This is a genomic window from Pectobacterium quasiaquaticum, from assembly GCF_014946775.2.
GTDB lineage: Bacteria > Pseudomonadota > Gammaproteobacteria > Enterobacterales > Enterobacteriaceae > Pectobacterium > Pectobacterium aquaticum.
Genome location: NZ_CP065177.1, coordinates 1,135,426 through 1,146,954 on the forward strand (window position 1 = coordinate 1,135,426; position 11,529 = coordinate 1,146,954).

Sequence of the window (11,529 nt, forward strand, 5' to 3'; positions counted from 1 at the left end):
AGAATGTTGCCCACTTTTGTTCTCTGAGCTTATGTCGGTCTATGCCGACAGCCGTTGCGTAATAAGGCTGTAATCCCAAATGAAAATCAAAACCCGTTTCGCCCCTAGTCCTACTGGCTATCTCCACGTCGGCGGCGCTCGTACCGCACTGTATTCCTGGCTGTTTGCTCGTCATCATGACGGCGAGTTCGTGCTGCGTATTGAAGATACCGATCTGGAGCGTTCAACTCAGGACGCGATTGATGCCATTATGGATGGTATGAACTGGCTGAGCCTGAACTGGGATGAAGGCCCGTACTACCAGACTAAACGTTTTGACCGTTACAACGCAGTAATCGATCAGATGCTGGAAAACGGTACGGCATATAAATGCTATTGCTCTAAAGAACGTCTGGAAGCGCTACGTGAAAAGCAGATGGAAAACGGCGAAAAGCCACGTTACGACGGCTGTTGCCGTGGTTCTCACGAACATCATGCTGATAATGAGCCGCACGTCGTGCGTTTCCTCAACCCGCAGGAAGGCTCGGTCATCTTCAATGACCGCATCCGCGGGCCGATCGAATTCAGCAATCAGGAGCTCGATGACCTGATTATCCGTCGTACTGACGGTTCACCAACCTACAATTTCTGTGTCGTTATCGATGACTGGGATATGGAAATCACGCACGTTATCCGTGGTGAAGACCATATCAACAACACGCCGCGTCAGATCAACATCCTGAAAGCGTTGGGCGCACCCGTGCCAGAATATGCGCATGTGTCGATGATCCTGGGCGACGACAGTAAGAAATTGTCCAAGCGTCACGGCGCTGTGGGTGTAATGCAATACCGCGATGACGGCTATTTGCCGGAAGCACTGCTGAACTATCTGGTGCGTTTAGGCTGGTCGTCTGGCGATCAGGAAATCTTCTCTATAGATGAGATGAAATCGCTGTTCTCGCTGGATGCTGTCAACAAATCGGCGAGCGCTTTCAATACTGAGAAGCTGCAATGGCTGAACCATCACTATATTAACCATTTACCCGCAGAATATGTGGCGACGCATCTGTCATGGCATATTGAGCAGGCTGGAATTGATACCCGTACTGGGCCGCAGCTGAGCGAACTGGTTGGCTTACTGGGCGAACGTTGCAAGACGCTGAAAGAAATGGCGGACTCTTGCCGTTATTTCTATGAAGATTTTGCTGAGTTTGACGCTGATGCAGCGAAGAAACATCTGCGTCCGGTTGCCCGTCAGCCGCTTGAGCTGGTACGCGAGAAGCTGGCCGCGATAACGAGCTGGACGCCGGAGAATATCCATCACGCCATTCAGGGCACGGCGGACGAGCTTGGTCAGGGCATGGGTAAAGTCGGTATGCCACTGCGCGTTGCGGTAACCGGCGCGGGTCAGTCTCCGGGCGTTGACGTGACTGTGCATGCGATTGGTCAACAGCGTTCGCTGGCGCGCATTGATAAAGCGTTGGCGTTCATTGCTGAGCGTGAAGCGCAGCAATAAGCCCTACTGCATGAATAGACAAGAAGCCCCAGCCAAATGCTGGGGCTTCTTATTTTATGACTTAGGGGATTATTGACCGGCGATAGCAACCGCTTTACCGATGGCATCGGGGATCACGTCGCCATGCCCTTTACCGGGGAACAGAATAAAGTCGGCTTTTGTGCCTTGTTCGTTAAGCTGTGCGACCAGCGCTGTTGCTCTTTCCACCATTTTTCTTTGGCTGAGACGCTCTGCCCGCTTTTCATCAACCGGTTTACCCGCCTGCGTTTTGGCTAGCTCATCTTCATTTTCCCCTGCCGTGACGGTAATGGATTGCGGCGGTGTAGCGATCAGCCGCGTTCTTGCCGGAATCACAACGCCATTTCCCCACCAGATAGACGGGCTTGCGGCAACATAACGCTGGAAAGATTCGGTGTGGTTAAAAAGCGTATAGAGCGTAAACAGACCGCCGAAAGAGTGCCCGGCCAGCGTTTGTTTTTGCTTATTCACGGCGTAGTGCGCTTCAACCCAGGGTTTTACCGTGGACTGCAGGAATTGATAAAACGCCTCAGCTTCGCCGCCTGCGGCAAAATCTGGGTCGGTGAGCGTTGTCGGTGGCGTGTAGTCACGCGTTCTGGCGGGAACATCGTATGGCTTATCGATCGGATAACCCACGGCGACAATCATCGGTGCCGCGCCATTTTTTGCGTTATAGCTATTTACGGCAACGGGAAACTGAGCATTGCCATCCAGCATGTACAGAACCGGATAACCCCCTTCAGGTGCCGGTTGGCGGGGAAGTGCGATGAAAAGCCGATAGGCATGCTGCGCATCGCTTTTCATCTCAATTTGCCTGATCTCAAATTGAGCTTTTGCTTGTTCGGTCATATCAGGAATAGTGGGCTGTGCACGAACAGGCAACATGCCAGAGGCAGAGACCATCATGGAAAATACAATCATAGGAAAATAGCGCATGTGATGGGGCTTATATAGGAGGCAGAAGCGTAACGTGAAGTGATGATAATAAATCGCGTTATCGTTAGCAGCTTTTTATTGTGCTTATGATGAGATGACATCGAAATGGCCGCCTGTTTTTCTTACCTTTGGCGTCTTTTTCAGCGGTTAATAGGATAACCGGATTTAGCCGTTGACACTGCGAATCGGGTTTCATATTATGCGACGCGTTCGCACAGTACTTGCCCTCGCGGTGATGCTGTAAGATACGGGGCTATAGCTCAGCTGGGAGAGCGCTTGCATGGCATGCAAGAGGTCAGCGGTTCGATCCCGCTTAGCTCCACCAAACACTCCCTCTGTTTGGTTGATTATCACGAACATTCCACACGTTGTGGGGCTATAGCTCAGCTGGGAGAGCGCTTGCATGGCATGCAAGAGGTCAGCGGTTCGATCCCGCTTAGCTCCACCAAATCATCGCATACTTCTTATTTCATTCCGTTTTTTCAATTTCTCCCTATTCAATCAACGTTTTTCATTTGCTTAATACGTTTGTCAGCGATTCTTTGTAAATCATTCTTTGTAAACGACAGTTGGTTGCCTTCATTTTTTGAAGACAACCAAACCGTTATCGCTTAAGCCTCTTCCGAGAGCCTTGGCGTCCAGTCTATTGGCGACAGCCCTTGCTGTTCCAAAAGCTGGTTAGCCTGCGAAAAATGTTTACAGCCCAAGAAACCGCGGTGTGCAGATAGGGGGGAAGGGTGCGGCGATTTCAGAATATGGTGGCGCTGCTGATCGATGATGTTGCCTTTTTTCTGTGCATGCGAGCCCCATAGCAGAAAAACCAGGCCTTCCCGCTGCTCATTCAATGCCGCGATGACGCGGTCAGTAAACGTTTCCCAGCCCAAATTAGCATGCGAGTGTGCCTGTCCGGCTTCAACGGTTAATACCGTGTTGAGCAGTAAAACGCCTTGCTCCGCCCAGCTTTGTAGAAAACCATGCCGTGGAATTTCAAATCCAGGGATGTCGCTCGCCAATTCTTTATAAATATTACCCAGAGAAGGCGGGGCGGGTACGCCCGGACGTACAGAAAATGACAACCCGTGCGCCTGATTCGGGCCGTGATAGGGATCTTGCCCGAGAATGACGACTTTGACCTGATGCAGTTCAGTAAAGCGGAACGCGTTGAAAACATCCTTCTGCGGGGGATAGATAGTTTTACCCGCTGCACGTTCCTTCCCAACGAATTCAAGGGTATTAATGAAGTAAGGCTGCTGCTTTTCTTGTGCCAGCACGTCATGCCAGGTGAGAGATGTCGCCATCATGCACTCTTTTTTACAGGTTGAATGGTGTTGTCGGTAGCTTACCGATCTATCGTCCTGAGGTAAAACCGTAACCGCTATTCTCGGGATGAAAGGCCCTTTTTTGAAAAAAAATTGAAAATTTACAAAAATATTTGCAATTCAGCATGTTGGTAAAATTGATATAAAACAATATATTGCCATTATCCCACTAAGTTGCGGGGTTTTAAAATTGATTTAAGTCAAGGATGTCTGGTTGTCAGGCTGGTATATAAGAGGCAGATACAAACGGTTTTATACGATCGTTACGAAATTTAGCAATTTTTTTGCTGATAGCGATTTTTACTCAGTTAGTTTTTAACTAAGACAATAACACGCCGTTTTACGGAGGCAATTATGGTTACTGGTATTCAAATCACCAAGGCTAACGACAGCGCGCTGATCAATTCTTTCTGGTTGCTGGATGAAGAAAAATCACAGGCGCGTTGCGTGTGTGCTAAATCGGGTTATAGCGAAGATCAAATCGTTCCGGTGAGCGATCTGGGTCAGATCGAGTATCGTGAAATTCCGCTGGAAATCAAACCTGAAGTGCGTGTGGAAGGCGGTCAACACCTGAACGTAAACGTTCTGCGCCGTGAGACGCTGGAAGATGCCGTTAAGCATCCGGAAAACTATCCGCAACTGACTATCCGCGTATCTGGCTACGCTGTGCGTTTCAACTCATTGACGCCAGAGCAGCAGCGCGACGTTATCGCTCGTACTTTTACCGCAAGCCTGTAAGTTGTTACTCAAGCCTTAACAAAAAGGGAGCCGAAGCTCCCTTTTTTTACATCTATATAAAACATCGACTGTTTTATTCGGCAGAGGGTTCGTCGGTTTTCTGCGTTGGTTGACGACGCTTACCAATATTTTTAGCATCGCGATGACGAACTTTTACCTTAACTTTTTCTTTTTCCTTCTCTTTTTTCTCTTGTCTCTTAGCCAGCACTTTTTTCGACGGTTTCCCCGTCGTTTTGGCGCTTGGCGCTTTCGTCTCTGGGCGGAGTTCTTCAATGACGCGCGGTTTTAGCGGTTCATTCAAGTAGCGACTGATTTTTCCCAGCAGCAGATGGTCGTGCGCTTCGACGAAAGAGATAGCACAGCCTTTACGACCGGCGCGACCGGTGCGGCCGATACGGTGAAGGTAAGTATCCGATGTGCGTGGCAAATCGAAGTTAAATACGTGGCTGACATCGTCAATATCGATGCCACGCGCTGCGATATCCGTTGCTACCAGCACGTTGACACGCCCGTCGCTGAGACGTTTGATCGCCTCATTACGTTTAGCTTGCACCATTTCGCCTTCAAGATAGCAGGAGTTAATGCCCGCTTCACGCAACCAGCCAACCAGCTCATGCACTCGCTCACGCTTGCGTACAAAAACGATAGAACGCGTCACGTCCGGCTGTTTTAACTGGTGGCAGAGCAGCGCCGTTTTGTGTTTGAGATCGTCAGCGCGGTAATACCATTGCAGAATTTTTTTACGTTCCCGACGCGATGGGTCGGATTCGATTTCAACGGGTTCGTTGAGCAAGCGCTCGGCGAAATCTTTGATCGCGTCCCCTTCCAGCGTTGCAGAAAACAGCATCGTTTGCTTGCGCCAGCGGGTTTCTCCAGCGATGTGTTCAATATCCTGAGCGAAGCCCATATCCAGCATTCTGTCTGCTTCATCCAGAATCAGCGTTTCTACCGCGCGGCAATCGAAGTTTTCTTCTTTAATGTATTGCAGAAGACGGCCCGTCGTCGCGACGACGATATCCTGATTTTCACTGAAGACTTCTGCGTGGTTCATGTAGGCCACGCCGCCGGTGATCGTAGCGATATCTAGGTGCGTATGTGCAGCAAACGCTCGCGCCTGATCGGCCACCTGCATGGCGAGTTCACGGGTCGGCGTGAGGATCAGAATACGAGGTGGACCCGATTTTTTACGAGGGAAATCGATAAGATGCTGCAAAACCGGCAGCAGATAGGCGGCGGTTTTACCTGTTCCTGTTGGCGCGGAGCCCAGTACGTCACGGCCTTCCATCGCCGGAGGGATCGCCTCAGCTTGAATCACGGTCGGGCGCTCGTAGCCCATGTCGCGCAGGGCGTCTAACAGGCTTTCATCAAGATCAAGCTCGGAAAAATTGGTTACAGTCATGGTCTACCTCTATTTGGGGCGCCGATTATAGACGGATTGGCCGGTTTCTTCACCTGTTTAAGCAGACATCGGCACTTTTCCTGTACTGATGTTTCACCTATGCTACTGCGGTTTGCGTTTGGAATCTTATTTTCATGAGTCATCAGGCTGATAATAAACTGACACTGCGTCGGGATGGATTTACCTTCAAGCAATTCTTTGTGGCGCACGATCGTTGTGCCATGAAGGTGGGAACCGACGGCATTTTGCTGGGTGCCTGGACGCCGGTGTTTTCAGCCACAAGGATTCTGGATATTGGCAGCGGCTCCGGCCTTCTCGCACTGATGCTGGCGCAACGTTCTGAACCGCATGTTCCGATTGATGCCGTCGAACTGGATAGTGCCGCCAGCGATCAGGCAAAGGAGAACATTGCCGCCTCGCCATGGGCTGACAGAATCACGGTGTATGCTGAAGATATCGTCGGTTTTGCTGAGACGCGAGCCGCCGACTATTCGTTGATTATCAGTAACCCACCTTATTTCCCGCCGGGGATCGCATGCGGATCGGCTCAGCGCGATCAGGCTCGCTATACTACCTTGTTAACCCATGAAACGTTGTTGCGCTGTGCTCATCAACTGCTGATGCCTGAGGGCCTTTTCTGCGTGGTGCTGCCGGTTCAGGTTGCTGAGCATTTTATTCCGCTGGCGCAGCAGCACAATTGGCACGTTCACCAGCAGCTTCACGTATCGGAGCAGGAAGAGAAACCTGCGCATCGCGTTTTGCTGGCGCTGTCTCGCCAGGAAAGAGAATGTGCGAATTCCTCACTGGCCATTCGTGATGCAGAAAGGTGCTACTCGACGGATTTCCAGCGGCTGACAAAAGATTTTTATCTCTTTATGTAGATGGCAGACGCCTTGTTGCTGCGCCTGCCTTTGCTGAGTGAACTATTTTTTATGAGTTATTTTTTATGAACTACGGCACCAGAATGGTGGGGGTTGGGGCATCGAACTGTTCTGGGTAGTCCAGAGTGTAATGCAGCCCGCGGCTTTCTTTTCTTTCCAATGCGCAGCGGACGATGAGTTCGGCGACCTGCACCAGATTACGCAGTTCCAGCAAATTGTTGGAAATGCGGAAGTGGGCGTAGTACTCATTGATTTCCTGCTGAAGCAGTTGGATGCGGCGTTGTGCCCGCTCCAGTCGCTTAGTCGTCCGCACGATCCCAACGTAATCCCACATAAACAGACGTAGCTCGTGCCAGTTATGCTGAATCACCACTTGTTCATCTGAGTTATCGACCTGGCTTTCATCCCAATCCGGTAACTTTTTCACTGCTTTGATTTGCGGTAAGCGCTGCAAAATATCCTCAGCGGCTGACCAGCCGTAAACCAGACACTCCAGCAATGAATTAGACGCCATGCGATTTGCGCCATGCAATCCGGTGTAGCTGACTTCGCCAATCGCATACAGACCGTCAAGATCGGTACGACCATGCTGATCGACCAGCACGCCGCCGCACGTGTAATGTGCCGCAGGGACGATGGGTATCGGCTCACGCGTCAGATCGATGCCGAGGGACTGTAACTTTTCATCGATAGTGGGGAAGTGCTGTTTGATGAATGCTTCGGGCTTGTGGCTGATATCCAGATACATGCAGTCTGCGCCAAGCCGTTTCATCTCATGGTCAATTGCCCGGGCTACCACGTCACGCGGGGCCAATTCGCCTCTGGCATCGAAATCGGGCATAAAGCGTGTGCCGTCAGGACGTTTAAGGTACGCGCCTTCACCGCGCAGCGCTTCCGTTAGCAGGAAGTTTCGTGCCTGCGGGTGGAACAGGCAGGTCGGGTGAAACTGATTGAACTCCAGATTTGCTACGCGGCAACCCGCACGCCAGGCCATGGCGATGCCATCGCCAGAGGAAATATCGGGGTTCGTGGTGTATTGATACACTTTGGATGCGCCGCCGGTCGCCAGAACCACCGTTTTCGCTCGGCAGGATTCTACGCGTTCCCGTTCACGGTTCCATATATAAGCACCGACAATGCGGCGTGTGCCGGGCAGACCCAGCTTATTCGAGGTAATTAAATCGACGGCGTTGCAGCGTTCCATAATCCGAATATTCGGATGAGATAGCGCTTTCTGCACCAGCGTGTTTTCCACTTCTTTTCCGGTTGCATCCGCGGCATGCAGAATTCGACGATGGCTGTGCCCGCCTTCGCGCGTGAGATGGTAACGCTCTTCGCCGCTGGTGCTGGTTTCGGTATCGAATAGCACGCCTTGTTCGATAAGCCATTGCACGCAGTGTTTGGCATTGCTGGCGATAAACTCAACGGCTTCCCGTTCACACAGGCCATCGCCGGCGATCAGGGTATCTTCGATATGAGAGTCAATCGTGTCCGTTTCATCGAAAACTGCGGCGATGCCGCCCTGAGCATAAAACGTTGCGCCTTCGTTGAGTGGGCCTTTGCTTAATACCGTCACGTTGGCTTGTGAAGCCAGACGCAGAGCCAGCGAAAGCCCGGCAGCACCGCTGCCAATGATTAAAACATCACAGACGTATTCAGTGGTCGTTTGCATGGTCGTGTCGTGGGTGCAAAAAGAAGAGGAGATCGGATGGTAGCACCCAATGGTTGATTGCTGCATTGGTTTTTAGCCCCCTATCTACACGCTAAATAAGCGAAGGGAAGGGAATGCTGAATCGTGCGCATACCCCAAATTTATCGTATCATCCTCGGAGAAGCGTGGAGCCTCAGATGAAGACCATTTTTGATGAAGAGAATGCGTCATGATACGCATCGCAAAGACGAGTAACGGCGCTAAGCAAAATAAAAATGATGACTCGGAACTTTATTGGATGTCTTGGTTCTAATGAGGAGCTTGCTCTAAATGACTTATATAGCTGGCAGTACTATTTTACGCGTGGAGAACGGTTTGAGTAGAGATTACCTCGGATGAGCGAGCAACTGGCAGATCAGGTTCTGGTCGAGCGAGTCCAAAAAGGCGATCAAAAATCGTTTAACTTGTTGGTCGTTCGTTATCAGCATAAGGTAGCGAGCCTGGTATCGCGGTATGTTTCCCAAGGGGACGTGCCAGACGTGGTGCAGGAATCGTTTATTAAAGCCTATCGCGCGCTAGAGTCATTCCGCGGCGATAGTGCGTTCTATACGTGGCTGTATCGTATCGCAGTGAATACGGCCAAAAATTATTTGGTTGCTCAGGGACGCCGTCCGCCTTCCAGCGACATTGATGCTAATGACGCGGAAAACTATGAAAATGCGGGCGCACTGAAAGAAATATCGAACCCTGAGAATTTAATGTTGTCAGAAGAATTACGAAGCATCGTTTTCCGAACTATCGAGTCTTTACCGGAAGATTTACGTTTAGCGATTACTCTGCGTGAGTTGGACGGTTTAAGCTACGAAGAGATCGCCGTGATTATGGATTGTCCCGTCGGCACTGTTCGTTCTCGTATTTTCCGGGCGCGGGAAGCGATTGATAATAAAGTACAACCGCTTATTCAGCGCTAGCGAGCGTTTTCAGCTATCCGCATGACTAATGATGGATTTGACAAGGTAAAGGTGTCGGTATGCAGAAAGAGAAACTTTCCGCTTTAATGGATGGCGAAGCAGTAGATTCCGAACTGTTAGGCGCACTGTCACGGGATGATGCGTTGCAGCAAAGTTGGCAAAGTTATCATCTGATTCGTGATGTGATACGTGGTGACGTGAGTGAAAACGTGATTCACCTGGACATCGCTTCTCGTGTTGCTGCTGCAATCGAAAAAGAACCTGTTCGTCTGGTTCCACAAGCGCAGCCTGAATCTCAGCCACAGCCTGTCGAGTGGACGAAGATGCCTTTCTGGCACAAAATCCGCCCGTGGGGCAGCCAATTGACGCAAGTCGGTGTCGCAGCCTGCGTATCTTTAGCAGTGATTGTCGGCGTACAAAATTACCAGCAGGGTAATGCTTCTGAACAGGTTGTGGAATCCGGCGTGTTCAGTACCTTACCTGCTATGGGTACCGCCTCTCCAGTGAGTTTGGGTGTGCCGTCAGAAAATGTGGCCCCTAACAGCGGTCAGCAAAGATCCGATATGCAACGCAATCGCCTTAACGCCATTTTGCAGGACTACGAATTACAGCGTCGGCTGCATGCCGAGCACGCTCTGCCGCAGGAGGATCAGCAAGCGGCAATTCAGGTTCCCGGTACTCAATCATTAGGAACACAGCCCCGGTAATGAAGCGTGTTTGGTCCGCCGCCTGTTTTCTGATTGGCAGTCTGTTTTATTCTACTTTCGCCTCGGCTCAGAATGTTGAGCCGGGCGCGTTGCTGCAACAGATGAATGGCGCTACTCGTTCTCTGAATTACGAAATTTCCTTTATTAACATTACCCTGCAAGGTTTCGAGTCGGTACGGTATCGTCATGCTGTGGTCAACAACCGTGCCTTAGCGCAGTTGCTGTTTATGGATGGTCCGCGACGCGAGATTGTGCAGCGTGGCAATGAAGTCAGCTATTTCGATCCTGGTTTTGAGCCGTTTACGCTCACTAGCGATCATATCGTTGATTCTCTCCCTTCTTTGGTCTTCGCTGATTTTCAGAAACTATCGCCCTATTATGATTTTGTTCCTGCTGATGGACGGGTACGCATTGCCGATCGTCTGGCATCAGGCATTCGGGTCATCTCACGCGATGGCACACGCTACAGCTATACGGTGTGGATTGATGCGGAATCCAAACTTCCACTGCGCATTGATTTACAGGATCGCAATGGCGACAAACGGTTGGAGCAATTCTTAACGACATCATTGATTGTTGACGATGATCTGGTGAGCGTGATGCGTCCGCTGGAAGGTATCAAACTTCCTCCTGCGCTACCCGCGCCTGCTGCGGAAAAAGGTGATTTTACCTGGGTGCCTGAATGGTTGCCTGCCGGCATGAAAGAACAGTCGCACAACAAAAAAGTATTGCCAGGTTCGTCCATTCCTATTGAAACACGTCTGTATAGCGATGGTTTATTCAGTTTTTCGGTTAATATTAGCCCGTCTTCTGAGGTGAGTGAGGAACAGTCTGTACTCACGGGGCGGCGCTCCATTCACACCGTCATGAAAGACAACCGCGAGATTACCGTTGTCGGTGATATACCGCCCTCTACGACTAAGCGCGTGGCTGACAGCATTAGTATGAAGGCGGAGCCGTGATTAAAGAGTGGGCGACAGTGGTGTCATGGCAGGATGGAATTGCGGAGCTGCGGTGTGAGCCAAGTGCGGGCTGTGGCACCTGCAAATCCCGCTCGTCGTGTGGAACCGGTTTATTAAGTCAGCTTGGGCTCTCTGCCGAAAACACGCTGTACGTTCCTTGCGATCGGCCTTTGGAAATTGGACAAAAAGTGGAGCTGGGTATTTCTGAAGGACGGTTATTGTTTTCCGCCGCTCTGGTTTATGTTGTCCCGCTGTTTGGGTTGCTGTTCGGGGCAGCGATATGCCAAACGCTGTTCGGCACCGATCTGGCCGCGGTTATTGGCGCGCTGTTAGGCGGTAGCGTGGCGTTTATCGGCGTGAAGCGCTGGGCAAAGCAGCTAGGTAAAAATAAACGTTATGAACCCGTTATCCTGCAAATCGCACTGCCGGGCACGCTCTTACAAAATTGACCT

The 11,529-nt window shown here is 50.8% G+C and carries 11 protein-coding genes and 2 tRNA genes; 9 read left to right on the forward strand and 4 right to left on the reverse strand.

Features of this window, described 5'->3' with window-relative positions; all coding sequences use genetic code 11:
- The first annotated feature begins 79 nt into the window (after positions 1-79).
- Positions 80-1,495 (forward strand): glutamate--tRNA ligase, encoded by a 1,416-nt coding sequence (gltX, locus tag IG609_RS05255; protein WP_193397705.1) that lies wholly within the window; start codon positions 80-82, stop codon positions 1,493-1,495.
- 69 nt (positions 1,496-1,564) lie between these two features.
- Here gltX and IG609_RS05260 read toward each other — a convergent pair whose 3' ends face one another.
- Complete coding sequence (locus IG609_RS05260; RefSeq protein WP_226374192.1) at positions 1,565-2,434, reverse strand: alpha/beta hydrolase; 870 nt, start codon at positions 2,432-2,434, stop codon at positions 1,565-1,567.
- 264 nt (positions 2,435-2,698) lie between these two features.
- On the opposite strand from IG609_RS05260, the gene IG609_RS05265 reads away from it, so the two are divergent.
- Together IG609_RS05265 and IG609_RS05270 are read left to right on the forward strand one after the other, a co-directional pair.
- Positions 2,699-2,774 (forward strand) — tRNA-Ala (locus tag IG609_RS05265).
- 47 nt (positions 2,775-2,821) lie between these two features.
- A tRNA-Ala gene (locus IG609_RS05270) sits at positions 2,822-2,897 on the forward strand.
- A gap of 163 nt (positions 2,898-3,060) precedes the next feature.
- Here IG609_RS05270 and ung read toward each other — a convergent pair.
- Complete coding sequence (gene ung, locus IG609_RS05275) at positions 3,061-3,747, reverse strand: uracil-DNA glycosylase (protein ID WP_193397703.1); 687 nt, start codon at positions 3,745-3,747, stop codon at positions 3,061-3,063.
- A gap of 375 nt (positions 3,748-4,122) precedes the next feature.
- On the opposite strand from ung, the gene grcA reads away from it, so the two are divergent.
- Positions 4,123-4,506: an autonomous glycyl radical cofactor GrcA gene (gene grcA, locus IG609_RS05280; RefSeq protein WP_005973551.1), complete on the forward strand. Its 384-nt coding sequence runs from the start codon at positions 4,123-4,125 to the stop codon at positions 4,504-4,506.
- 73 nt (positions 4,507-4,579) lie between these two features.
- On the opposite strand, the gene srmB is transcribed toward grcA, so the two are convergent.
- Positions 4,580-5,905: an ATP-dependent RNA helicase SrmB gene (srmB, locus tag IG609_RS05285; protein WP_193397702.1), complete on the reverse strand. Its 1,326-nt coding sequence runs from the start codon at positions 5,903-5,905 to the stop codon at positions 4,580-4,582.
- 134 nt (positions 5,906-6,039) lie between these two features.
- Here srmB and trmN point away from each other — a divergent pair, with 134 nt between their 5' ends.
- On the forward strand, positions 6,040-6,786 hold the full coding sequence (gene trmN, locus IG609_RS05290; RefSeq protein ID WP_193397701.1) for a tRNA(1)(Val) (adenine(37)-N(6))-methyltransferase TrmN: 747 nt from the start codon (positions 6,040-6,042) through the stop codon (positions 6,784-6,786).
- 70 nt (positions 6,787-6,856) lie between these two features.
- Here trmN and nadB read toward each other — a convergent pair whose 3' ends face one another.
- Positions 6,857-8,458 carry an L-aspartate oxidase gene (nadB, locus tag IG609_RS05295; protein ID WP_039360787.1) on the reverse strand — a complete coding sequence of 534 codons (1,602 nt, stop codon included), beginning with the start codon at positions 8,456-8,458 and terminating at the stop codon, positions 6,857-6,859.
- 374 nt (positions 8,459-8,832) lie between these two features.
- On the opposite strand from nadB, the gene rpoE reads away from it, so the two are divergent.
- Genes rpoE through rseC form a run of 4 tightly spaced genes read left to right on the forward strand, consistent with a single transcriptional unit; the run spans position 8,833 to position 11,526 of the window.
- The gene (gene rpoE, locus IG609_RS05300; protein WP_102118560.1) at positions 8,833-9,408 is read left to right on the forward strand and encodes an RNA polymerase sigma factor RpoE; all 576 of its coding nucleotides are present in this window, start codon (positions 8,833-8,835) and stop codon (positions 9,406-9,408) included.
- 59 nt (positions 9,409-9,467) lie between these two features.
- Positions 9,468-10,115: an anti-sigma-E factor RseA gene (gene rseA / locus IG609_RS05305; protein ID WP_193397700.1), complete on the forward strand. Its 648-nt coding sequence runs from the start codon at positions 9,468-9,470 to the stop codon at positions 10,113-10,115.
- Positions 10,115-11,077 carry a sigma-E factor regulatory protein RseB gene (gene rseB / locus IG609_RS05310; RefSeq protein WP_193397699.1) on the forward strand — a complete coding sequence of 321 codons (963 nt, stop codon included), beginning with the start codon at positions 10,115-10,117 and terminating at the stop codon, positions 11,075-11,077. The genes rseA and rseB overlap by 1 nt, the downstream gene beginning before the upstream one ends.
- Positions 11,074-11,526, forward strand: a complete 453-nt coding sequence (gene rseC / locus IG609_RS05315) for a SoxR-reducing system protein RseC (protein ID WP_193397698.1) — start codon at positions 11,074-11,076, stop codon at positions 11,524-11,526. Before rseB ends, rseC begins: the two co-directional genes overlap by 4 nt.
- The last annotated feature ends 3 nt before the right edge of the window (positions 11,527-11,529 follow it).